The sequence below is a fragment of the Arhodomonas sp. SL1 genome (genome assembly GCF_052060015.1).
Taxonomy (GTDB): Bacteria; Pseudomonadota; Gammaproteobacteria; order Nitrococcales; family Nitrococcaceae; genus Arhodomonas.
In genome coordinates this window covers 88,512-111,347 of the sequence record NZ_JBPODZ010000003.1, presented here as the reverse complement: position 1 = coordinate 111,347, position 22,836 = coordinate 88,512, and the positions used below count along the sequence as shown (strand labels likewise).

Annotated in this window: 24 protein-coding genes; 8 read left to right on the top strand and 16 right to left on the bottom strand. The window is 68.7% G+C overall.

All coding sequences use genetic code 11. The annotated features are described in order from the left end of the window. The first annotated feature begins 32 nt into the window (after positions 1-32). Positions 33-1,313, top strand: coding sequence for an O-antigen ligase family protein (locus tag ACQ754_RS06015; protein ID WP_440996100.1), 1,281 nt, complete (start codon positions 33-35; stop codon positions 1,311-1,313). Here the strand turns inward: ACQ754_RS06015 and ACQ754_RS06010 are convergent. The 4 genes from ACQ754_RS06010 to lpxL are packed head-to-tail and all read right to left on the bottom strand — an operon-like array spanning position 1,274 to position 5,746. Beyond that, complete coding sequence (locus ACQ754_RS06010; protein ID WP_440996099.1) at positions 1,274-2,374, bottom strand: glycosyltransferase; 1,101 nt, start codon at positions 2,372-2,374, stop codon at positions 1,274-1,276. The genes ACQ754_RS06015 and ACQ754_RS06010 overlap by 40 nt on opposite strands. Continuing rightward, a complete protein-coding gene (locus ACQ754_RS06005) occupies positions 2,371-3,399 on the bottom strand; it encodes a glycosyltransferase family 9 protein (RefSeq protein WP_440996098.1) in 1,029 nt (342 codons plus the stop codon). The genes ACQ754_RS06010 and ACQ754_RS06005 overlap by 4 nt, the downstream gene beginning before the upstream one ends. Beyond that, a complete protein-coding gene (hldE, locus tag ACQ754_RS06000; protein ID WP_440996097.1) occupies positions 3,399-4,820 on the bottom strand; it encodes a bifunctional D-glycero-beta-D-manno-heptose-7-phosphate kinase/D-glycero-beta-D-manno-heptose 1-phosphate adenylyltransferase HldE in 1,422 nt (473 codons plus the stop codon). The genes ACQ754_RS06005 and hldE overlap by 1 nt, the downstream gene beginning before the upstream one ends. After that, the gene (lpxL, locus tag ACQ754_RS05995; protein WP_440996096.1) at positions 4,817-5,746 is read right to left on the bottom strand and encodes an LpxL/LpxP family Kdo(2)-lipid IV(A) lauroyl/palmitoleoyl acyltransferase; all 930 of its coding nucleotides are present in this window, start codon (positions 5,744-5,746) and stop codon (positions 4,817-4,819) included. The genes hldE and lpxL overlap by 4 nt, the downstream gene beginning before the upstream one ends. A 133-nt stretch (positions 5,747-5,879) precedes the next feature. Here lpxL and ACQ754_RS05990 point away from each other — a divergent pair, with 133 nt between their 5' ends. Together ACQ754_RS05990 and waaA are read left to right on the top strand one after the other, a co-directional pair. Then, positions 5,880-6,098 (top strand): hypothetical protein, encoded by a 219-nt coding sequence (locus tag ACQ754_RS05990; protein ID WP_440996095.1) that lies wholly within the window; start codon positions 5,880-5,882, stop codon positions 6,096-6,098. Between the two features lie 6 nt (positions 6,099-6,104). Next, the gene (waaA, locus tag ACQ754_RS05985) at positions 6,105-7,466 is read left to right on the top strand and encodes a lipid IV(A) 3-deoxy-D-manno-octulosonic acid transferase (protein ID WP_440996094.1); all 1,362 of its coding nucleotides are present in this window, start codon (positions 6,105-6,107) and stop codon (positions 7,464-7,466) included. On the opposite strand, the gene ACQ754_RS05980 is transcribed toward waaA, so the two are convergent. The 4 genes from ACQ754_RS05980 to ACQ754_RS05965 form a co-directional block, all read right to left on the bottom strand. Next, a complete protein-coding gene (locus ACQ754_RS05980; RefSeq protein WP_440996093.1) occupies positions 7,381-8,772 on the bottom strand; it encodes a TolC family outer membrane protein in 1,392 nt (463 codons plus the stop codon). The two genes, waaA and ACQ754_RS05980, sit on opposite strands and share 86 nt — an antisense overlap. 16 nt (positions 8,773-8,788) lie before the next feature. After that, on the bottom strand, positions 8,789-9,451 hold the full coding sequence (locus ACQ754_RS05975; protein WP_440996092.1) for a protein-L-isoaspartate O-methyltransferase family protein: 663 nt from the start codon (positions 9,449-9,451) through the stop codon (positions 8,789-8,791). A 73-nt stretch (positions 9,452-9,524) separates the two neighbouring features. Beyond that, on the bottom strand, positions 9,525-10,493 hold the full coding sequence (locus ACQ754_RS05970; protein WP_440996091.1) for a DnaJ C-terminal domain-containing protein: 969 nt from the start codon (positions 10,491-10,493) through the stop codon (positions 9,525-9,527). A gap of 60 nt (positions 10,494-10,553) precedes the next feature. Further along, the gene (locus tag ACQ754_RS05965; RefSeq protein ID WP_440996090.1) at positions 10,554-10,991 is read right to left on the bottom strand and encodes an Hsp20/alpha crystallin family protein; all 438 of its coding nucleotides are present in this window, start codon (positions 10,989-10,991) and stop codon (positions 10,554-10,556) included. 248 nt (positions 10,992-11,239) lie between these two features. Between ACQ754_RS05965 and rpmB the strand changes: the two genes are divergently transcribed. Together rpmB and rpmG are read left to right on the top strand one after the other, a co-directional pair. After that, positions 11,240-11,476, top strand: a complete 237-nt coding sequence (rpmB, locus tag ACQ754_RS05960; protein WP_440996089.1) for a 50S ribosomal protein L28 — start codon at positions 11,240-11,242, stop codon at positions 11,474-11,476. A gap of 11 nt (positions 11,477-11,487) precedes the next feature. Further along, the gene (gene rpmG, locus ACQ754_RS05955) at positions 11,488-11,643 is read left to right on the top strand and encodes a 50S ribosomal protein L33 (protein WP_440996088.1); all 156 of its coding nucleotides are present in this window, start codon (positions 11,488-11,490) and stop codon (positions 11,641-11,643) included. Between the two features lie 60 nt (positions 11,644-11,703). Here the strand turns inward: rpmG and ACQ754_RS05950 are convergent, their stop codons facing one another. Continuing rightward, positions 11,704-12,882, bottom strand: a complete 1,179-nt coding sequence (locus tag ACQ754_RS05950) for a DesA family fatty acid desaturase (RefSeq protein WP_440996292.1) — start codon at positions 12,880-12,882, stop codon at positions 11,704-11,706. A gap of 95 nt (positions 12,883-12,977) precedes the next feature. Between ACQ754_RS05950 and mutM the strand changes: the two genes are divergently transcribed. After that, complete coding sequence (gene mutM / locus ACQ754_RS05945; RefSeq protein WP_440996087.1) at positions 12,978-13,799, top strand: bifunctional DNA-formamidopyrimidine glycosylase/DNA-(apurinic or apyrimidinic site) lyase; 822 nt, start codon at positions 12,978-12,980, stop codon at positions 13,797-13,799. 170 nt (positions 13,800-13,969) lie between these two features. On the opposite strand, the gene ACQ754_RS05940 is transcribed toward mutM, so the two are convergent. The 6 genes from ACQ754_RS05940 to ACQ754_RS05915 all read right to left on the bottom strand — a co-directional run bounded on the left by ACQ754_RS05940 (position 13,970) and on the right by ACQ754_RS05915 (position 20,622). After that, positions 13,970-14,698, bottom strand: a complete 729-nt coding sequence (locus ACQ754_RS05940) for an HAD family hydrolase (protein ID WP_440996086.1) — start codon at positions 14,696-14,698, stop codon at positions 13,970-13,972. A gap of 2 nt (positions 14,699-14,700) precedes the next feature. After that, positions 14,701-15,624: a phosphotransferase gene (locus ACQ754_RS05935; RefSeq protein WP_440996085.1), complete on the bottom strand. Its 924-nt coding sequence runs from the start codon at positions 15,622-15,624 to the stop codon at positions 14,701-14,703. A 41-nt stretch (positions 15,625-15,665) separates the two neighbouring features. Beyond that, a complete protein-coding gene (locus ACQ754_RS05930) occupies positions 15,666-16,499 on the bottom strand; it encodes an SAM-dependent methyltransferase (RefSeq protein WP_440996291.1) in 834 nt (277 codons plus the stop codon). A 17-nt stretch (positions 16,500-16,516) separates the two neighbouring features. Then, positions 16,517-18,499, bottom strand: a complete 1,983-nt coding sequence (locus ACQ754_RS05925; RefSeq protein WP_440996084.1) for an ABC transporter permease — start codon at positions 18,497-18,499, stop codon at positions 16,517-16,519. Next, positions 18,492-19,535 carry a quaternary amine ABC transporter ATP-binding protein gene (locus tag ACQ754_RS05920; protein ID WP_440996083.1) on the bottom strand — a complete coding sequence of 348 codons (1,044 nt, stop codon included), beginning with the start codon at positions 19,533-19,535 and terminating at the stop codon, positions 18,492-18,494. Before ACQ754_RS05920 ends, ACQ754_RS05925 begins: the two co-directional genes overlap by 8 nt. A gap of 115 nt (positions 19,536-19,650) precedes the next feature. Further along, positions 19,651-20,622: an ABC transporter substrate-binding protein gene (locus ACQ754_RS05915; protein WP_440996082.1), complete on the bottom strand. Its 972-nt coding sequence runs from the start codon at positions 20,620-20,622 to the stop codon at positions 19,651-19,653. 288 nt (positions 20,623-20,910) lie between these two features. On the opposite strand from ACQ754_RS05915, the gene ACQ754_RS05910 reads away from it, so the two are divergent. After that, a complete protein-coding gene (locus tag ACQ754_RS05910; protein ID WP_440996081.1) occupies positions 20,911-21,717 on the top strand; it encodes a DeoR/GlpR family DNA-binding transcription regulator in 807 nt (268 codons plus the stop codon). Here the strand turns inward: ACQ754_RS05910 and ACQ754_RS05905 are convergent. Further along, positions 21,707-22,078 (bottom strand): DUF6746 family protein, encoded by a 372-nt coding sequence (locus ACQ754_RS05905; protein WP_440996080.1) that lies wholly within the window; start codon positions 22,076-22,078, stop codon positions 21,707-21,709. The two genes, ACQ754_RS05910 and ACQ754_RS05905, sit on opposite strands and share 11 nt — an antisense overlap. 156 nt (positions 22,079-22,234) lie before the next feature. Here ACQ754_RS05905 and ACQ754_RS05900 point away from each other — a divergent pair, with 156 nt between their 5' ends. Beyond that, positions 22,235-22,825, top strand: coding sequence for an SAM-dependent methyltransferase (locus ACQ754_RS05900; protein WP_440996079.1), 591 nt, complete (start codon positions 22,235-22,237; stop codon positions 22,823-22,825). The last annotated feature ends 11 nt before the right edge of the window (positions 22,826-22,836 follow it).

Sequence of the window (22,836 nt, the reverse complement as noted above, 5' to 3'; positions counted from 1 at the left end):
GGCTGGTCGCGTATTCCGAGGCATCCGAGCGAATGGGACGACACAGCTTCGCATCCGGCCTGGGCATTCTGGGCCTGTATCTGTTTGCGCTGGCTTCGCTAAGCGCCACCTCTCTTGCCTATGTTGGACTCGGTCTTTTGGCGGGAGCCACGGCCTGGGCACCACAACAGTTGCGGGCGCGCGAACGTCGGTTCCAGTGGATCATGGCCATGTCTGCAGTCGTCGCGATCTTGGTCATCGTCGCGACCGCCGTTAGCCTGCGTACCATCCCGGCACCACGGATAGCACAAATCGACGAGGCCATCAGCGTACTGCTGCTGCTAGCGTTTCCATTGATTGCCGTGTGGACAAGAGGCGACGAGCGCCGCGTGCTGAAGGTGCTCGGCCTCGCGTTGGTCGGACTGATCCTCGGGCGACTGCGACACCTCGATGCCAGCAACTGGCAGGCACTCCTCGACGGTCGCCGCACCGGCATTGATCTTACACCGCTGGCTTTCAACGCCTATACGGCGGCGGCTCTCGTTGGGCTAATCACACTGGTCCCTTTACTCTGGCAGCGCATCCGTGCCGTACGGCCATTGCCTGGTGGTGCTATCGCCGTTATATGGCTTGCGACCGTAGCTCTGTGCGGCTATCTCACGGTGGTCGGTCGGACCCGTGGAGTCTGGCTGGCGTTGGCAGTGATCGCGGCAATATTGCTGCTCTGGGAACTCTTGCATCTCTGTCGCCGCGGCAGGGACACGTGGCGACCATGGGCCGGCGCGGGCACCGTCCTGGCGCTAACGCTTGCCGGCCTCGCTATTGCCTGGCCAATCATCGAGGATCGGCTCCAGGAAGAAGCCCAGCCGATCCAGGAACTATCTCAGGGCAACCTAGATGTCATTCAGCCAGACAACGCGATTGGTATCAGGCTACACATGTGGCAATGGGGACTGCAGAAGGTACTGGAACGCCCCGTGCTCGGGTGGGGTCCTGGCTCTTCGAGCCACCTGCTCGATCAATCCGGCATCGCCACACTCATAAGACACACCGATTTTCACAATGGCCTCCTCGACCTTTCGGCTCAGGTGGGTATTCCGGCCACCGTCGTATTCGGCGCGCTCTGCCTAGCTATTGTCCTCACACCACTTCATGCGAAGGGAAAGAACCGGCACATTGTACGAACACTCGTCATCCTGCTACTGCTGCACTTGCTGACGCAGGCGACGAACTTTCGCATGCTCAACACGGACTGGCGCTTCCTTTGGCTGCTGTTTGCCGGGTTATGCACAGGTTACGCTGTCTCTCCGAGGCCGGAGGACACACGCGCATAGACGCTCCGATTCCCGGCGACCATTGCGTCGATGGAGAAAACGCGACGGACGCGCTCACGGCCCGCCTGCCCAAGTGCGTGGCAACACTGCGGCCTGTGGAGCAACCCTACGATGGCACTACTCAACGCCTCAACGTCACCATCGTCGATCAAGCTGCCATTCTCTCCGTCAACGACGATCTCCGGAATGCCGCCCGCCGCAGAGGCGACCACCGGGACCCCACACGCCGCCGCTTGCAGCAGGATCACACCAAGGCCCTCCATGTGAGCGGGATGGGCGAGGACATCCAGGCAGGGCAGTACGCGAGGCAGGTCCTCGCGGAAGCCAGCGAAGATAAAGCGTTCCTCTAGGCCACGCTCCCGGACCAGCGAGCGGATGGCGCCCTCTTCCGGGCCGCGACCGAACAGCAGGAAGCGGCTCCGCGGGTGCTCGGCGAGGATCGCCGGCGCCGCCTCGACAAGAACCCGATAGCCCTTCCGCGGGATGAACTGTGCTGCCATGCCCACGGTGGGCTCGTCGTCCGCGAGCCCGAACTCGCGTCGGAACCAATCACGGTCGCAGTCCGGGCGATACGCCTCCGTGTCCACGGCGCTCGGCACGCAGGTGACCTTCTCCGGCGCTAGGCCCTCGGCGAGGAGCACCGCCCGAATGCCCTCGGAGATCGTGATCACGTGGGCGTAGAGGCGGTACTTCAGCGCCACCCAACAGCGCGGTTCGGGATTGTCCACCCGGCGGCTGAGCACCGCCGGAACGCCGGCGAGGCGGGCGGCGATGCCACCGATGACGTCGGCGCCGCGGCGGCTGTGGAGGTGGACGAGGTCCGCGCCCTCCTCGCGCAGCACGCGGTAGAGCCGGGCACCGAAGGCGATATCCAGGTCGCCGTGCACAGGCACCGCGACCACGCGGTCGGCGACGCCCCGCGCCGCCTCGGCGATCTCGCTGCCGGCGGGGCAAACCAGCACCTGCCGGCCCGGCGAGGCCGCGAGACCGCGCAGCAACATCAACACCTGCAGCGCGCCGCCGTAGAGGTGCGTGCCGGTCTCGACGTGGACCACCGTCATGCCGCGGCCATGAGCTCGCGGGCGATGTCGAACACGTCCCCGGGGCGGTGCAGGCGCATGCAGCTGAACTCGCCGCCGCACAGCGGACGCCGGCGGCAGGGAGAGCACCACAGCGGCTCGTAGAGCACCCGGGTGCGCGGGCTCTCGGTCTCCAGGTAGGGGCGGGTGGAGCCGAACAGCGCGACCGTGGGCACCGCGAGGGCGGTGCCCACGTGGGTCAACCCGGTATCCACACCCACCAGCGCCTCGGCGCCGGCAATGGCCGCGGCGCTGGCGCGCAGCGACAGCCCGCCGGCGACGCTGACCGCCGGGCTGCCGGCCACCAACGCATCCGCCGCGGCACGGTCCTCCGGGCCGCCGAGCACCACCGGGGTGGTACCGGTCTCAGCCGCGAAACGCCTGGCGAGATCACGCCAGCGCTCGTCGAACCAGTGTTTCTGGGGACGGGTGGTGAACGGCGCGAACGCCACGTAGCGCCCGCCCACCCCAGCCGTCGCGATGGCGGAACCGGCCGCTGCGTGGTCGTCGTCGTCGAGCGCCAAGTCCATGGGGAAACGGGTGGTGTCCGCACCGAGGTGGGCGGCCAGGGCGCGATACTCGCTGGCGATGCGGCGGTCGTCCCGCGGTGGTGCGAGGACCTCGGTCATCAGCCGCTCGCTGCCCTCTCGCGAGCCCAAACCAACACGCACGCCGGCGCCGGTAATGCGTGCCCACACGCCGCTCTTCAGCAGTCCCTGGGTGTCGAGCACCAAGTCGAACCCCTCGCCCCGCAGCCGCGCGGCGAAGGCATACATGGACCGCGCCAGGGCCAGATAGCGGCGCTCGGCGCGCAGCCGCCGCCACTCCCCGCGGGGCCAGACGATAACCTCGTCGAGCCGGGGATTGGCCTGCAGCAGGCTCGCGCCAGCGGCCTCGGCCAGCCAAGCGATGTGGGCATCCGGCCAACGGCTCCGTAGCGCCGGGATCAGCCCGGAAGCCATGACGATGTCGCCCAGCGCAGAGAGCCGGATGATCAGGATGCGCATCAATCCCGACCTACCCGCTCCAGGACAGCGGAAGTGGAGCAGCCGTCCACCAGGGGCAGGATCCGCACCTCGCCACCGCGGGCGAGCACCGCCTCGTGACCGGCGACGTCCTCGACGCGGTAATCCCCGCCCTTGACCAGCACGTCCGGGGCGACGGCCTCCACCAGGCGGGCCGGCGTGTCCTCGGTAAAGGGAACCACCCAGTCCACCGCCGCCAGCCCGGCCAGGACCGCCATGCGGTCCGCCAACGGGTTGACCGGCCGCGAGGGCCCCTTGAGCCGCCGCACGGAGGCGTCGTCGTTGACCGCCACCACCAGCCGGTCCCCCAGGGCGGCGGCCTGCTCCAGGGAGGCCACATGGCCGGGATGCAGGATATCGAAGCAGCCATTGGTCATGACCACGACCTCCTGGCGGGCCCGCGCCTCGCCGACCAGCGCCAGCAGTTGCTCTTCGCCGACCACGCCGCGGGACTGCTGCACCGGCGACCACCGGTGCGCCGCTGCATGGAGCTCCGCCGGTGTGACGGTGGCGGTGCCGAGCTTTCCCACCACGACGCCCGCGGCGAGGTTGGCCAGCGCCGCCGCCTGCGGCAAGGACTCGCCGGCGGCCAGGGCGGCCGCGAGCACGGCGATCACCGTGTCCCCGGCACCGGTGACGTCGAAGACCTCATGGGCCTGCGCCGGGATGTGCACGGCCTCGCCCTCCCGCGGCACCAGGGTCATGCCCTCCTCGCCCCGGGTGAGCAGCAACGCCCCCACGCCGATCTCCCGGAGCAGCCGGCGTCCCCGCGCCACCAGGGTCTCTTCATCGCGGCAACGCCCCACGACGCGCTCGAACTCCGAGCGGTTCGGGGTCAGCACCGTGGCCCCCGCATAGGCCGACAGATCCGCTCGCTTGGGATCGACGAGCACCGGCACCCCGGCGCGGCGGGCCGCGGCGATGAGGGGCCCCGGATCCGCCAGCGCCCCCTTGGCGTAGTCGGAGAGGATGAGCGCGGCCATGCCGTCCAGTGCCGACACGATCTCGGCCTCCCCCAACGGCTGCACGGCCTCCGCGGCATCCTCGAAGTCCAGGCGGATCATCTGCTGGTGATGGCTGATTACTCGGAGCTTGGTGGTGGTGCGCTGCCCCGGCCGTCGGGCCCAGTAGGCGGCGATGCCCGCCCGCGCCAGCAGTTGGCCGAGTGCGCCGGCGGCGTCGTCCCCGCCCACCGGCGCCGCCAGGCGCACGTTGCAGCCCAGGGCGGACAGCCCAAGGGCCACATTGGCGGCCCCACCGGGCCGGTCCTCACTACCGTCGACGCGCACCACCGGGACCGGCGCCTCCGGGGAGATACGCCCGGTATCGCCGTACCAGTAACGGTCCAACATGACGTCGCCGGCCACCAATAGCTTCACATCGTCGAACGCGGGTATCCTCATCGCCTCTTCCTGCGCCGCCGGCGCTTCTCGTAGGGCATGGGCTCGCCGTCGGGACGGGTCTTGAACCGCCGGTGTACCCAGTAGTACTGGGCCGGGTGGCGGCGAACCTCCACCTCGAGGCGAGCATTCAGCCGCTCGGCGTCAGCGACGTCATCACCGCTGGGAAAGCCCTCCAGGGGGGCACCGATGCGCACCACATAACCTTTGCCGTCCTCGCGGGCGAAGCCATAGCAAGGCAGCACCGCGGCACCGGAGAGCCGGGCCAGGCGCGAGGTCATGGTGATGGTCGCCGCCGGCACGCCGAAAAACGGCGCGAACACCGAGTGCCGCCGCCCGTAGTCCTGGTCCGGGGGATACCACACCACCCGCCGGGCCCGCAGGGCCTTCACCAGGGCCCGCATGTCATGACGGTCGAAGGCATCCTCGAAGTGCCGTCGCCGGCCCTCGCGCATGAACCGCTCGATCACCGGGTTGCGGTTCTCGCGATAGATCACCTGGAAATCCAGCCAGCGCCGCATGATCCGCCCGGAGATATCCAGGGGCGTGAAATGGGCGCTCACCAGGATCACGCCCCGCCCCTCGGCCTGGGCGCGGTGGACATGCTCGGCGCCCTCCACGGTGCCGAGGCGGGCGATAAGGCGCTCCGGTCCCCACCAGGCCAGGGCCACCTCCACCAGCCCCCGCCCGATATAGCGGAAATTCCGACGCGCCAACGCCTCGCGCTCCACCTCGGAGAGCTCGGGGAAGCAGATCCGGAGATTGGTCTCCGCGATATGGCGCCGGTATGGAATGGCGCGCCAGGCGATGGCACCAAGGAGGTCCCCCAGACCCATAGCGAGGCGATAGGGCAGCAAGGCACTGAGCCGCAGCAGCCCCATGCCGAACCAGGTCAACCAGTAACGCGGCGCAAGCGACCCGCGATCCATTCGAAGCCCGCAAACCTCCCAGGTGCGCGGAGTATATCAGAGCGAGCACCGCGGGCCGCCCCGGCTTGACCGGCCACGCCATCCGCTTTAGCTTCAGCGCATCCAATCCATAGCGAAAGTGGGCCTGATCGCAATGAGCAAGGAAGAAGCGGGGACCGAACCCACCGGGGCACCATGGCAAGCGGCGGCGCTGGGCGGCGTGGCGGTGCTGGCCGTCCTGATCCTGGTACTCGCCCTGGGGGGCACCACCGCGGTAGCCATCATCCTCTCGGCCATCGCCTTGGCGCTAGCCACGGTGATCGTGATGGTCTGGCCCCAGCGCTTCGGCGTGACCCCAAACTCCGGCCGCTGAGGACGATTGTCGCTGTCCACGCGGACTCGCCTTGAACGCACATCACCCTGGCGACGGCTCTATACGCTGGGGTTATGGTTTGCCACCCCGCTGATCCTGGGGCGACTGCTTTGGCGCTCCCGGCGGGCACCCGCCTACCGCCACCGCTGGCGCGAACGCTTCGGCTATGTGCCGAGCCCGGGCGCAGCCCCCGTCATCTGGCTCCACGCGGTGTCGGTAGGCGAGACAGTGGCCGCGGCACCGCTGGTGCAGGCGCTACTCGACCGTCATCCCGACCACCAGATACTGGTCACCTCCACCACGCCCACCGGCGCCCAGCAGGTACGCAGCCTCTTCGGGGACAGGGTCCGCAGCTGCTACCTCCCCTATGACACCCCCGGCGCCGTCCGGCGCTTCCTCGACCGGGTGTCCCCGATGCTGGGCATCGTCATGGAGACGGAGATCTGGCCCAACCTGATGGCCGCCACCGAGGCGCGGGGCATCCCTGTGGTCCTCGCTAACGCACGGCTCTCGGAACGCTCGGCGCGGGGCTACGCGCGGCTGGCGCGGCTTACGGCGGAGACGCTGGCTCGTTTCACCCTGATCGCCGCCCAGCATGAGGCGGACGCGGCGCGCTTCCGGCGGCTCGGGGCGCCGCCGCAGCGGGTCCAGGTGATCGGCAACCTGAAGTTTGATCAGCATATCGACGAAGACCAGCGCCACACCGGCCAGGCACTGCGCGCCCGGCTCGGGGAACAGAGGCCGGTATGGGTGGCGGCGAGCACCCACGAGGGTGAGGAGTCTGTGGCCCTGGCCGCCCATCATCGCGTGCGTGAGCACCTCCCCGACGCGGTGCTGATCCTCGTGCCCCGCCACCCCGAACGCTTTCCGGCGGTGGCGGCCATGGTGGCGAACAGCGGACTCGCCATGATCCGTCGGACCGCCACCGTCGAGGCACACGCGGCAACCGCCGCAGTGCTGCTGGGCGATACCATGGGGGAGCTCCCCACCCTGCTGGCCGCCGGGGATGTGGCCTTCATGGGCGGTTCCTTGGTAGAGGTGGGGGGACACAACCCGCTCGAGCCGGCGGCCCTCGGCCTGCCGGTGATCACCGGCCCCCACATCCACAATTTCGCCGGGACCTTCGCCCTACTCCGCGAGGCCGGCGCCGCGCGCACCGCCACCGGGGAGGAAGAGCTCGCCGCTGCGGTGACACACTGGTTGCGCGACGGCACGGCCCGGCAACAGGCCGGCAGCGCGGGCCGCGAGGTGGTGGCGGCGCATCAGGGGGCGCTGGAGCGGCTCATTGAAGCCCTGGATCGCCGAGCTCGCCGGCCGGGGCGTCGATCTCCATATACGGGGCCGTCTCCGCCGAGAGCAGGCGGTTGATCGCGGCAAGGTCCTCTTCCGCAAGGATGCCGGCCGCCTGCTGCAGGCGCAGGGTATTCAGCAGATACGCGTGACGTGCCTGCTGATAGTCCCGCTCGGCCCCAAAGAGGCGCTGCTGGGCATCGAGCACATCGACGATCGTGCGCGTACCCACCTCGAAGCCAGCCTGGGTGGCCTCCAGCGCGGTACGCGTGGACACCCGTGCCTGGGCCAAGGCCCGGACGCGCTCGAGGGCGGTCTGGACACCACGGTAGGAATCGCCAGCGGCGCGGGTCACCCTGCGCCGGGTCTCCTCCAGGCCGGCACGCGCCTCGGTGTACTGGGACTGTGCCTCGCGCACCCGCGAGCTGGTGGCACCGCCGGTGTACAGTGGGATGTTGAGCTCGACACCCGCCGCGATCTCCTGGCTGTCGGCACCACCGGTGGCACCGAGGGTACCGACGCCGCCGCTGGTATGGCTGCCGCCGTAACGGGCCACGGCGTCCACTTGCGGATAATGCCCGCCGCGGGCCACGTCCACGCCCTCCATGGCCGCCTGGGCGGCGTGGCGGGAGGCGGCGAGCTCCACGCTCTGCTCCTCGGCGCGGCTACGCCATGCCTCTTCGTCGGCGGGGCTGGGCTCGGAGAGCTCCACCCCCTCGCGCACCCGGGCGAGCTCCGCCGGCGCGGCACCGGTGATCTCCCGTAGCCGGGCCCGGGCGCTCTCGACGTCATTCTCGGCCTGGATGACCGCGGTACGCGCCAAATCGTAGCGCGAGCGGGCGTCCTCGACATCGGTACGCGCGATCAGCCCCACCTCGAAGCGCTCTTCCGCCTGTTCGAGCTGGCGCTCGATGGCGGCGAGCTCCGCACGGGCCGCGGCAAGGGCCACCTCCGCGTCGAGCACGGCGAAGTAACGCTCCGCGGTCCGGCTCATCAGCGCCTGTTCCGCTGCCGCGAAGCGGGCCTCGGCCTGGGCCACAGTAGCCTCGGCAACGTCCATCTGCTGGAAATCGGCGTAGCGATACAGCGGTTGGCGCAGCTCCACGCCGTAGTTCAGGGAGTTGTAGTCATCGTCGGCGGAGGGCGCGCCATCCGGGTCGTAATCCTGATAGATGCGCTCGGCGCCGGCATTGCCGCCGATCTCCGGGAGCCGCAGGGCACGCGCCTGGGGCAACGCCTCCTCGGCGGTGCGCCGTTGCGCGCGGGCTTGCTCGAAGACCGGATCGCTCTCCCGGGCCTCACGGTAGAGGCCGAGCAGGTCATCCGCCGCGACGGCGGGCAGACTCATGCAGCCCAGCGCCACGGCGAGCAGCAGACGTTTCATAGTATTCCTCTCTGGACTAGAGCTCGAAGCGCACCCGGGCACGAGCGCCGCGCAGGGGCCGCACCGAGGTGTCGAACAGGCTCTCGGTGGCCCACTGATCCTCATCCATGCGGGTAATCAGCAGCGCCTCCATGATCGGCGCAGTCCCGACGATGAGGAACAGCCGCCCGCCGATGGCGAGGCTGCGGTGAAAACCCTCGTGGAGCTCGGGCAGCGAGCCGGTGACCGCGATGACGTCATAGCGCTGCCCATCATCCCAACCGGTGGCGGCGTCGCCCACCTCAAGCCGGACGTTTTGCACGCCCGCCGCGGCGAGGTGCTCCGAGGCGAGCTCGCGGAAGTCCGGATGGAGGTCGACGCTGGTGACCTCACCGGCGAGCTGTGCCAGGCAGGCGGCGAAGTAGCCACTGCCGGTGCCGATCTCCAGCGCGCGCTCACCGGGCTGGGGATCCAGGGCCTGTAGCATCCGTGCCTCCACCCGGGGCTCGAGCATCACCTCGTCGTGGGGCAGGGGCAGCTGCAGATCCGCGTACGCGAGGTTGCGATAACCGGTGGGCACGAAGTCCTCGCGGGGCAACGCCTCGAGCACGTCCAGGATGCGCTCGTTGAGCACCTCCCAGGGCCGGATCTGCTGTTCGACCATGTTGAAACGGGCACGCTCGAGATTGACTTCGCTCATCGCTAACCCCTCACCAGTAGACAATCCGAGAAGGTTAAGCGCCCGGCGGCGGCCGAGCAACCAGCGGCCGCCCTCAGCGATGCAGCTCCGCGCGGGGGTCGAACGCCGGACAGGCCTCACGCAGCCGCTCGAACAGGGCCCGGTTGTTGTCGTCCACCGGCGGGTTGACGATCTTCAGGCTCACGTACTGATCCCCTGGCGGATCGCCGGGCAGGCCGCGGCCCTTAAGGCGCAGGCGTTTGCCGCCTTGACTGCCCTCGGGGATCCGCATATCCACCTCGCCACCCAGGGTGGGGACCTTCAGCCGGGCGCCGAGCGCCGCCTCCCACGGCGCCACCGGCAGGTCCAGGTGGATGTCCCGGCCGCGCAGGTGCAAGTGTCGGTGGGGCGCGATATGGACCTCCAGGTACAGGTCCCCGCGCTCGCCACCACCGAGGCCGGGCTGTCCCTGGCCGGCGAGGCGAATGCGCTGACCGTTGGTCACGCCTGCGGGCACGCGCACGCGCAGGCTCCGCTGGGTGCGGCGCATACGGCCCTGGGAATCGGGCTCGGCGCCCTCGAGCTGCACGGTCCGTGTGCTGCCGTGATAGGCGTCCTCGAGGGTCACGGTCAGCCGGGCGGTCTGGTCCTCGCCGCGGGCGGCGAAGCCACTGCCCCGATGGCCACCGCCGGCCCCGCCGAAGATGCTGTCGAACGGCGAGCCCCGACCACCGCCACCGAACAGGGACTCGAAGAAGTCACTGAAATCGGCTGCGCCGGCGCCGCCGCCCCCGCCGCCGGTGTGGAACTCCCAACCCGGTGGCGGGCGGAAATCCTGGCCTTGCTGCCAGCTGCTGCCGAGCTGGTCATAGGCCTGGCGCTTCTCCGGATCGCGCAGGACCTCGTAGGCCTCCGAGATCTCCTTGAAGCGTTGCTCGGCATCGGGCTCCTTGCTGACATCCGGGTGATACTTGCGCGCAAGCTTGCGGTAGGCGCGCTTGATCTCGTCCGCGTCGGCGTCGCGCCCGACCCCGAGAATCTTGTAGTAGTCCTTGTACTCCATGTACTCCGTTCACCTTCGCCGCCTGGCTCGTAATGGCGGCCCCCGCGAAGGGGGCCCCGGTCAGCCCTCCACCTGGATACGACGCGGCTTGGTCTGCTCCTGCTTGGGGATGCTCACCTCCAACACGCCGTTATTGCAGCGGGCGCTGATGCGCTCCGGGTCCGCGGTATCCGGGAGGCTGAAACGGCGGTAGAACGAACCCGCGGCCCGCTCGATGCGCTTGTACCCCTCGCCGGACTCGGTCGCCTCGGAGCGCCGCGATCCACTGATGCTCAGCAGCCCGCCCTCCATGTGGACCTCGATATCCTCCGGGCGCACCCCGGGCAGATCGACGTGGATGACATAACGGTCACTCTCCTCGCGGATATCCACGGCGGGCGTCCAGTCGCTGGTGGCAAGGCTGGAGTTGTCACCGGTCTCGGCGTTCTCGGAGAGTCGGCCGAGCTCGCGGGAGAGTTCACTGAGCAGCCCCCAGGGTTCGTAACGTCGAATGGCCATGATGGTAATCCTCCTTGCGGTTGCCTGCGTATGCGGCCTTGCTTCTCGGCCCTTCGCGGAAGGTGGTGCCGAAGCTCGGGAATTCAAGCCTGTCGAGCTTGAACCCGCCCGGCTTGGCTGGTATAAAAGCCGGTCTTCGGGAGACCTCTGGTCAGGGGACCGGGCGGGAATGCCGCTCGCCGCCGGGTGCTGATCAGAGGTCTCCATCCATCATCCTATGGGGTCACCGGATCTAGGAGGCAGCTCCCATGGCGAAGGTCTGCCAGGTTACGGGCAAGCGCCCGGCGACGGGCAACAACGTCTCGCACTCGAACATCAAGTCCAAGCGGCGCTTCCTGCCCAACCTGCGGTTTCACCGCTTCTGGGTGGACAGCGAAAACCGTTTCGTTCGGCTGCGGGTGTCTTCCAAGGGCATGCGGATCATCGACAAGAAGGGCATCGACGAGGTGCTCGCCGACATCCGCGCCCGCGGCGAGAAGGTCTGAGGGTCAACGACATGCGTGAGAAGATCAAACTCGTCTCCAGCGCCGGAACCGGTCACTTCTACACCACCGACAAGAACAAGCGGAACACGCCCCATAAGCTGGAGTTCCGCAAGTACGATCCGGTGGTGCGCAAGCACGTGACCTACCGCGAGACGAAGCTCAAGTAGGCGCCCGCGAACATCGCGAGCACGAGGAAACCCGCCGCCGGCGGGTTTTTTCGTGCCCGCTCAGGCGCGCGGGTCCACCACCGTGAACCCGCGCAACCGCGCGGCGAAGTCCTCGAGGGCGTGGATCCCGGTGGCCTCGGCCTGGGCACACCAGGCCTGCAGGCGCTCGAGGGCTGCCTCGCGGGAGCGTGGCGCCCCCGACCAGACCTGGCGCAGGGCGAGCTTGTAGCGATACACCGTTTCCAGGCGCTGACTGCGTGCCAGCGCCGCCTCCAAGCGCTCGCGGTGACGGGAGTCGACCAGGCTGGGCTCGCGGATCAGTGCCCGCCGGGCCCGGCGCAGCAGCCGCCGGCAGCGAGCATCGGCAGCCGCCAGCTCTTCGCGCAGTATGGGCCGCACCACCTCACGGGCGTAGAACGCCATCACGTGGACGCGGGCCCGCATCACCGCACGGACCGTCGCCGGATCGGCCTCGCCCTTCTCGGCGAGGATCACCTGCGGCGCCACCCGCTTGACCCGGGCCAGGCCGCACACCTCCAACACCCGGATGTAGCACCACCCCAAGTCGAGCTCGAATCGGCGCAGGGCGAAACGCGCCGACTGCGGGTAGGCATGGTGGTTGTTGTGCAGCTCCTCGCCCCCGACGACGATGCCCCACGGCACCAGGTTGGTGGACGCATCCGCGGGCTCGAAGTTGCGATAACCCAACGCATGGCCCACACCGTTCACCACGCCGGCCGCCCAGAACGGGATCCATAGCATCTGCACCGCCCAGATGGTGATCCCCACCACACCGAACAGCGCCAGATCGATCACCGCCATGAGCACGATGCCGAGCATGCTGAAGCGACGGTAGAGGTTCCGCTCCATCCAGTCATTCGGGGTGCCATGGGCGAACTCCTCGAGCACGCGGTCCTCTGCCGCCGCGGCCCGATAGAGCTCGGCGCCCTGCCACAGTACCCGGGAAAGGCCCAGCACCTGGGGGCTGTGCGGGTCCTCCTCGGTCTCGCAGCGGGCGTGGTGTTTGCGGTGCACCGCCACCCACTCCGCGGTCACCATGCCGGTGGTCAGCCACAGCCAGAAGCGGAAGAAATGGGCCACCGCCGGGTGCAGCTCCAGTGCCCGGTGCGCCTGATGGCGATGCAGGTAGACGGTGACGGCGACGATGGTGACGTGGGTAACGCCCAGGGCGAACAGGCAATAACCCCACCACGGCAGAGGAAACAGGCCGAACCACATCACGTCCACGGCAACCTCGCAGTATCCGAAATACAGTCCTATTCCACGCGTGCTCCCGGGCCGAGTCAACGGCCGGGATCGGTTATCATGGCCCCATGCCCGAATTACCCGAGGTGGAGACCACACGCCGGGGGCTCGCGCCCCGCCTGACGGATCGCCGTATCGAAACCCTCGTGGTCCGCGAGCGCCGCCTGCGCTGGCCGGTGGCCGAAGGCCTGGAGACCGCGGTGGCCGGGCGGCGGATCACCTCCGTGGAGCGGCGGGGGAAATACCTGCTCATCGGGGTGGGCGGTGAACGCCGGCTGCTCTGGCACCTGGGGATGTCCGGCAGCCTCCGGGTACTCGCGCAGCCACCACCCCCGCAGCCCCACGACCACGTGGACCTGCGACTCGCCGGCCCCACCGTATTGCGCTTCAACGACCCACGGCGCTTCGGCAGCCTGCACCTCGTCGACGCCGCCCCGGAGCAGCACCCCCTGCTCGCCGGCCTGGGCCCGGAGCCGCTGGACCGTGGCTTCGATGGAGAGTGGCTGTACGGTCGCGCCCGCGGCCGCCGAATCGCCGTCAAGGCCTTCCTCATGGACGGCGCCACCGTGGCGGGGGTCGGTAACATCTATGCCACCGAGGCCCTGCACCGCGCCGGCATCCACCCCTCCCGCCCGGCCGGCCGCATCGGCCGCGGGCGCTACCACCGCCTGGCGCAGGCCGTCCGCGAAGTGCTGGAGGCGGCCATCGCCGCCGGCGGCACCACGCTCCGGGACTTCACCGGCAGCGAGGGCCGCCCCGGCTATTTCCGCCAGGACCTGCGCGCCTACGGTCGCGCCGGTAAGCCGTGCCTCCATTGCGCCGAGCCGCTGCGCGAGCGGCGCATCGGCCAGCGCGCCACCGTCTGGTGCCCGCGCTGCCAGCGCCTGTGATCGCCGGCGTCGCGGGATTGATGCAAATCAACATCACGACGCATCTTGGCGGCAGGGTCATGGTGCAACCGCAGTTTACGCAGATGCCCCAGGGCCAGGGCTAGGGCTGACGCAAGCAAGCGGGACCCCCGGCGCGGCGGCGCCGGGGGTCCGGATCCCGGCGAACGGCATCATCGAATGCCGAGCCGTGCCGGGAGCGCAGCGACATCATCGAGAATGATGTCCGCCTCCGCGGCTAGTTCCTCGCGGCCACCGGTACCGGTGAGTACCCCCACCACTACGCCACAGCCCGCGGCACGCGCCATGCGCAGGTCGTGCAGGTTGTCCCCGGCGACCAGCACTGAATCCTCGGAAACGCCGGTGGCGGCGCAGAAGCCATGCACCATGCCCGGCGCCGGCTTGCCGCCGTGGCCACTGTCATAGCCGGCGACAAAATCCAGCGCGTCCGGGTCCACGAAGCCGGCGAGCATCGCCCGGGCCGCGCGCTCGCCATCGCTGGTGGCCACGCCAAGGCGAAGCCCCGCCCCCCGCAAGCGGCGGAACAGGGGGGCGAGCTCGGTCACGGGCACCGCATGTCCCGGGCCATGCCCGAGGAACACGGCATCCAGGCGCCAGACCAGCGCCTCCCGGCGCCCGTCGTCGAGCCCCATCTCCGCCGCCCAGGCCTCGGCGATCTCACCGGTGTGCCCGGCGGCGAGCAGGCTGCCGCCGGCCGCGCGACCGCTGGCCGGATCCACGCCACCGATGACCAGCAATCGCTCCGCCAGCGCCGCGTCCCCGCCCGCCGCCTCCAGGGCGGCGGCGCGGTTCACTGGGCCCCAGGTACGGTGATAGTCGAACAGCGTGCCATCCTTGTCGAAGAGCACACCGCGCACCCGCGACCATGCGGGCTCCGCCACCATCATCCACCCCGGCGTACGGCAGCCACGTGGCGCGGGAACTCCGGGGCCCCCATGAGCGCCTTACAGCGCTCGAAGCGCTCGATGGAGTAGGCCCAGAAGTCCTCCGCAGGGTTGCCGTTGCCGTGCTGGATCAGCCCCCACAAGGTCCAGAGCAGGTCGCTGGCCGCCTTGTACAGCACCATGCGCCCCCACTCGGCCTCGCTCGGGTCGCGGCCCAGGTAGGCGCGGATAAGCCGCTCGTCCTGGGCGGGCGACAGGCCCGCCTCGACGGCGAAGTCGCCCACGTCCCACAAGGGGTCGTTCATGCCGGAGTACTCCCAGTCGACCACCCACATGCGGGTGCCATCGTCGAGGAAGTTCTCGCACAGCGGGTCGCAGTGACACGGCGCCAGGGTCGCGGGCTGCGCGTCCAGCGCCTCGCGCATCCCCCGGGCCTCCTCCATGACGTCGTGGTAGCCCTCCGGCAATTCGGTATCGAGCCCGGAGAGGACCCGCAGGTACTCGTCGATCATGGCGAACAGCTCGAAGCGGAACCGGAACTCCTCGCCGGAGTTGTGCATACGCGCGAGCACCTCGCCCGCCCGGTCGGCCGCGGCATCCTCGGCCTGGAAGGCCTCCGGCGACATGGTGCGGCAGCCGTCGAGGTTGCGCATCAGCATCAGGCCGTCACTTTCGTCGAAGTGCAGGACCTCGGCGCCGACCCCGGCGCGGGCGGCGGCGCGGGTGTTGTGCGCCTCCACGCTACGATCGATGTAGGCCTCGGTGCCCTCCCCGGGGATGCGCAGCACCAGCGATTCGCCGTTGTCGTTGAGGCGGTAGACCAGGTTGGTCATACCACCGAGTCGTTCCGCGGCCAGCGCCTCGGCGCTGCGGCCGGCCAGTTGCGGGATTCGCGCAATTGCGTTTTCGAGATGGTGATCCATCGGCTCCTCCTGATTGGGGGAATCGTGCTCGGTCCGCCGACCTAGTCGGCCGGCTTTTCGGCGAGATAAAAGTCCAGGCTGAGCTTGCCCTCGGCGGCGAGATCCGCCCAGTGGGCCCAGCTGCGGTGGTTGTTCGCCAGCGTCTCGCGGTCCATCTCCCGGGCGAACTCGTCCATGTGCTGTTCCAGCCGTGCGAGCACCTTCGCGCGATGGTGCGCCGCGTGGCGCTGCCAGTCCCGGTGCTCGACGAGCCGCAGACCCGACGCCTCGATGTGGCGCTCGTAGTCCGCCGGCGAGGAGAGGTTGGTCATGCCGTAACGGGCCTCCACCGCGGCGCGCTCCTCGCGGGTGAGTCGCTCGTGCCAGAAGATATGATCGGAGATCACCGCGCGCCCGCCGGGCTTGAGCACGCGGTAGGCCTCGCGCAACACCCGCTCCTTGTCCGGCGAATGCACCATGGACTCCTGGCACCACCAGACGTCGAAGCTCTCGTCAGCGAAAGGCAGCTCATGGTAATCGGCGTACTCGAAGCTCACCCGGCCCTCGAGGGCGCGGCTCTCCGCCATCTCGCGGCAGCGCGCCAGCTGGGTCTCGGAGATGTTGCTGGCCACCACCGTTACACCATACTCCTCGGCCAGGTAACGGGCCGTGGCGCCGTAGCCGCAGGCGACCTCCAGCACCCGCTCGCCGGCGCGCAGCCGCGCCGCCTCTGCCATCAGGCGCTTGGCCGCCCAGGTGGCCTCCTCGATGGTCTCCTCACCGGTCTCGTAGACACCGTAGTGGATGTTCTCGCCCCACACGGCGGAATACAGGCGGTCCACGCCGCTGTTTTCGTAGTGCTCCGACATCGATTGCGTTCTCCGTTCCTTCTGGATTGAGGCCGCACTCGGGCTCAGGCGAGCCCAAGTGCGGCGCGGCGCCGCGCGACCCAGGCGCCGATGAGCCGGTCCGCCATCATGGCGATGAAGGCGACACAGAGCCCGGCGACCAGGCCGGCGCCGATGTCCGCGCGGGTCAGCGCGATATAGACCTCCTGGCCCAGGTCGCTGGTCCCCACCAGGGCGGTGATGACGAGCATGGACAGCGCCATCATGATGGTCTGGTTGAGGCCGAGCATGATCTCGGGCAGGGCCAGGGGCAGCTGCACCCGGTAGCGGATCTGGCGGGGGGTGCACCCGCACATGCGCGCCGCCTCGATGGTCTCGGCGGGCACGCCGCGGATGCCGTGGTCCGTGTAGCGCAGTGCCGGGGCCAGGGCGTAGAGGACGATGGCCACCATCGCCGAGAAATCGCCCACCTGGAAGAGCATGACTACCGGGATCAGGTACACGAAACTCGGCAGCGTCTGCAGCGTGTCCGCCACAGTGGTGGTCACCCGGTGCACCCGGTCGCTGGCCGCCGACCACACCCCCAACGGGATACCGATGAGCGCGGCGATTGCCACCGAGATCCCGCAGAGATAGACGGTGATCATCGCCTTCTCCCAGTGACCGGTGACGGCGATGAACAGCGCCAAGGCGCAGACCGCGGCCGCGAGCCGCCAGCCGCCCAGGCGGTAGCCCAACACTCCCAGGGCCGCCACCACGCCGGTCCACGGCAGGGCCACCAGGGTCCGCTTGAACGGGATGAGCACGTGCACCAGCAGTGCCGATTTCACCGCGTTGAGCGGCTGGTAGAGCTCGGTGTTCACCCAGGCCACCAGCTGCCCCCAGTACTCCGCGGTGCTCACGGTGAGGGCCTCCGGCATCCCGGCCAGCGGCGACCAGAACAGGCCGGCGAGGGTGGGCAGCGCCACCACGCCGGCCAGCAGCATGCCGAACTGCCGGCGCGGCAGACGGGACTGGCCGCGGCTACCGTCGGTAAGCGCCCGCCCCAGCCGCTCGGTGGCGATGGCGATGAGGGTGATGGCCACGCCGGCCTCCAGGCCGTCTCCGATCTGTAGCCGTCGCAGGGCACGGAGCACGTCATAGCCCAGGCCGCCGGCGCCGATCATCGAGGCGATGATGACCATATTCAGCGAAAGCATGATCACCTGATTGACACCCACCATCAGGCCCTGCCGGGCGGCGGGGATCAGCACCCGCCAGGTCATCTGGCGCCGGTTACAGCCGGTCATGCGGGCGAACTCCAGGATCTCCTCCGGCACACCGCGCAGGGCGACGATGGTCACCCGAGCCATCGGCGGCATGGCGTAGATCACGGTGGCCACCACCGCGGCCACCGGGCCGAAACCGAAGAGCACCAGCACGGGCACCAGGTAGGCGAATATCGGCACCGTCTGCATAAGGTCGAGGGCCGGGCGCAGAACGCGCTCGAAGACGGGTTGGCGATAAGCGGCCAAACCCAGCAGCAGACCCAGAATGAGGCCCACCGGCACCGCCACCAGGATGGAGGCGATCGTGGTCATCGCGCTCTGCCAGTGCCCGAAGAAGGCCAGATAGGCCACGGTGAGGAAGATCAGCACCGCCAGCCGGCGGCCGCCGACCCGGGCGGCGAACAATACCAGCGCGGCGGAAACGCCGAGCCAGCTGAGCGCCGGCACCGCCACTCCGGCATCTCCGAAGGGCAGCTCGAAGCCCTTGGCGAGCACGACGGTGCCCGCCTCCAGGGGGGCGGAGAGCAGGGTCGCGAGGCCCCGCACCACGGACCGGAAGCCGATGCCGCCGATGGCGGCGTCCTCGAGCAGCCACTCCATGACGCTGCTCACCCAGTCGGAGACGGGCAGCTCCCAGCCAGCCGGATAAACGCCGAACCAGGGCAACCATCCGGAAAGCCGGTCAGCGACGAACACAGCAAGCACCACGGCCGCCGCGGTCACGGCGGCACGCGTCACTCCGCCGCCGGCGCCGGCACGTCCGGCAACGGCTTCACTCATGGCTACCCCCCGTGCCGGCGAGCACGGCGATGACCTCATCGCGTCCGATCATGCCCACGGCGCGACCGGTTGCGTGGTCACGGACGCGAAGCGGGGTCTCCGCCGCCAGCACCCGGGGCGCCACCGAATCGATGCGCTCGTCCGCGCCGACCTCCGGTGCACCGATCGGGGCGGCGTCGTCCCGGCGCATCACCGAGGCGACGCCGACGACCTTGGCGGCAGGCACGTGACGGGTGAACTCGGCGACATATTCGTCCGCCGGGGAGAGGACCAGCCGTTCGGGGGTATCCACCTGGACGATCTCACCCGCCTTCATGATCGCCACGCGGTCGGCGAGCCGGATCGCCTCATCGAAGTCATGGGTGATAAAGATCACGGTCTTGTGCAACACCCGCTGCAGCCGCAGCAACTCATCCTGCATCTCCCGGCGGATCAGCGGATCAAGGGCACTGAACGGCTCGTCAAGGAACCACAGCTCCGGGTCCACGGCGAGGGAACGGGCGATCCCCACCCGCTGCTGCTGACCACCGGAGAGGGCCGCCGGCCGGCGGGTTTCATGACCGTCCAGCCCCACGAGTTCGATCATCTCCCGGGCCCGGGCCTCGCGTTCGTCGCGCCCCAAGCCCTGGATCTCCAACGGGAAGGCGACGTTGCCGAGCACGTCCCGATGGGGCAGCAGCGCGAAGTGCTGGAAGACCATCCCCATCTTGTGACGCCGAATCTCGGTAAGCTCGCGCTCCGGGGCGGCGAGCAGGTCCCGGTCCTCCAGGGTGAGGCTGCCGAGGCTCGGCTCCACGAGGCGCGAGAGGCAACGCACGAGGGTGGACTTGCCCGAGCCGGACAGGCCCATGATCACGAAGACCTCGCCGGTGTGGACGTCGAGGCTGGCGTCACGGACCGCGGCGGTGAAGCCGTGCCGCGCCAGGAGGGCGTCGTCAGGGGCGCCACCCAAGCGCTCGAGCACACGGTCGGCGTGCTCGCCGAAGACCTTCCACAGGCCCCGACAGGCGAGTTTGACCGGGGTGTCTCCGGCCACGTGAGTATCGGCATGCATAGGGCGATGACCTGGCGTCAGCGGTTACACGGAATGACGGGGCCCTGCCCCGCGGGAGAAAGGTGGCGCCGCGGGCGCGGCGCCACCATCAGCGGCCTTAGTTCGCCGGGATCCAGGACTGCCAGGTGTCTTCGTTGTCCGCCATCCACTCATCGACGACGGTCTGCAAGGGGCGGCCGTCCACGTCGATGGCGCCGATCATCCGACCCATCTCATCGTTGTTGATGCGGAAGTTGCGGATCGCGGTGTAAGCGGCAGGCCATACATCCTTGCCACCGGCCCAGGCGGCCTTCTTGATCCAGCCCCGCGGGTTACCGCAATCATGGGTGGCCTCGGGGTTCACGCCCCAGGACGGATCCTCGTAGCAGCCGTCCCCGTACTCCGGAAACTCCACCCACTCGCCTTCGAACTGCTGCGGCGCCCAGTGGGGCGTCCAGAGCCAGGCCAGGATCGGGGCCTTGCGCTGATAGGCGGACTGGATCTCGGCCATCAACGCGGCCTCGGTACCGGAATGGACCACCTCGAAGGGCAGATCCAGGGCCTCGATACGCTCCTCGGCGTGGCCATCCCAGGTGACCGCGCCACCGAGGTAGCGCCCGTTGGGCTGGGTGCTCGGCGTGGCGAAGACATCAGCGCAGTCCTTCAGCGCCTTCCAGTCCGGCAGCCCCGGGCAGCGCTCCTCCATGTACTTGGGGTACCACCAGTCCTCGACGGCCCGCATACCGGTCTCGCCCATATCGAGGACCCGGCCGCCGGCGACGGCCTCCTCCATGAGATCCTTGGCGGTGGTCTCCCAGATCTCCATGGCGACGTGGAGGTCACCGGACTTCAGGCCGGTGAACTGGGCCATGTAGTCCGCCTGGACATACTCCACCTCGTAGCCCATCTCCTCGAGAACACTGCCCATGAGGCGGGTGCTCACGTTCTGGCCGGTCCAATCGTTAAGCGTCAGGCGGATCGGCTCGTCCGATTCCGGCACCGCGGCGGTTGCGGCCGGCAGGCCGGTCAGGGTGGCGGCACCCAGAACACACAAAAACCCACAATTTCTTGCAAACCCGGTGAAGGACATGATGTCTCCCCTGTTTTGGTTTCTTTCGCGGAAGTCACGACACGGTCAACGCCGGCCGGGACCATGACTCAAGAAGGCGCACATCCCTTTGTATTCACGGGATAATCCGAAAACCGTCAGCGACCGAGCCACACGGGAAGGGCTGTGCGCAGAATCGTCTGCCTTAACGGGTGGCGACCGAAGACCACTCGATGACAAAACTTTTCCAACAAACTACCACAGTTTCAGTCAGACTCAACCCCATCTTGAGCTACAATCATGTCCGAATGGCGGACAGGGGGTGGGAGATTGCACAAGACGGCACGGCACAGGGCGATCCTGAAGCTGCTGGAGGCGCGCGGCTCCTGCAGCGTCGCGGAGTTCGTGGAGGCGCTGAAGGTCTCGGACGAGACGATCCGGCGGGACATCAAGACACTCGCGAACCGGGAACTCATCGAACGGGTCCGCGGCGGGGCGATGTTGCCGGCGTTCGCCCGCGAACCGGGCTTTCGCGAACGCATGACCACCAATGCCCGGGAGAAGCGCGCCATCGCGCAGGCGGCAGCGGGGTTGATCGACAACGGCGATTCAGTGCTGCTGGAGAACGGCAGCACCAGCCTCTATGTGGCCCGCGCCCTGGGCGGGCACCGGGATTTGTTCGTGGTAACCAACGGGATCGACATCGCCCGGGCCCTGCTAGCCAATGGCAACCGTGTCCATCTCGCTGGCGGTGAGGTGCGCAGTGACGACGGCGCCGTTCTGGGGGCCAGTGCCATCGAGTTCGTGCGCCGCTTCCGGGTCCGGCATGCGGTGGTGACCGCCGGCTCGGTCCATGTCGACGGCGGCCTGATGAACTACTACTACGACGAAACGGAGTTCGCGCTGGCGGCCCTCGACCAGGCCCTCCACATCATCGCCGTGACTGACCACACCAAGTTCCGCAAGCAGGCGCCGGTGCGCATGTGCGAGTTCGAACGCATCGGCACCCTGGTCACCGACAGCGAGCCCACGGAGCCGCTGACGCGTCGACTGCGGGAAGCCGAGGTCCGGCTGGTGGTGGCGGGCACCGAAACCGTCGGCGGGGTTTCGGCGCCCGGGTCATTGGTTACCTGGTGAGCTTGCGGGCGGCGGAGAGGTAGGCCTCGCCCTTTTCACTGACGGTGTCGCCGTCGAGCCGTTCACTGGCCAGGTGCACCTCCTCCAGATCCTCGGCCATTTCCCCGACCTCCTCGTCGATGCGCGCGAGGGCATTCTCCAGGGTGTAGGTCAACTCATGGATGCGGGCATGATCCTCAGTCGAGATCTCCCCCTTCTCCAGGATCGCCGCCAACCGCTCGTTATACTCGCCGAGGTTGGTCAACGCCTCCTCCAGGGTCTCGGAAGGTTTCCCTTCGAAATGCTCGGGCTGCTCGTCCCCATAAGCCGCAGCGGAGCAGACCAGGCCGGCCAGCAGGGCAAGGTTCATAATGGGTTTCATCGTTTTCCTCCCTTCACTAGTGCGAATCATTTGCATTCGCTACTGTAGATGACGCCGCGTATTCACACAAGGGCGACCGGCTCGCGCGCCGCCGGGAACTTTCCAGGACAGCGATCCTCAAGAGGGGCGCAACCAGAGACGAACAGGGAATCGGCCATGTGGGACGAGCGCTACGCAACCGAGGACTACGCCTACGGGGAAGCACCAAATGACTTCCTGGTGGAGCAGGGCTGGAGGATTCCACCGGGACCGGTGCTCTGCCTCGCCGAGGGCGAGGGTCGAAACGCGGTCTGGCTGGCGAGTCGCGGCCATGGAGTCACCGCCGTGGACGCCTCGGCGGTGGGGCTGGAAAAGGCCGCACGGCTGGCCGAGACGCAAGGCGTGGCCATCCGCTGCGAGCATGCCGATCTGGCCGACTACCACATCGCTCCGGGCAAATGGGCGGGCATCGTCTCCATTTTCGCCCACACGCCGCCGAAGATCCGTCGGCGCGTCCACCGGCAGGTCGTCGCGGGCCTGAAGCCTGGCGGCGTGTTCCTCCTCGAGGCCTACACGCCACGGCAGCTGGAATACCGCACCGGCGGCCCACCGGTGGCGGAGATGATGATGGAGCTGTCATCGCTGGAGGCGGAGCTGGAAGGGCTGACGTTCGATATCGCCCGGGAACGCGAACGCGAGATCCGCGAAGGCCGCTACCACACCGGCCCGGGCCACGTGGTGCAGGTAGTGGCCCGACGTGCCGATTGAGGCCTGACGAA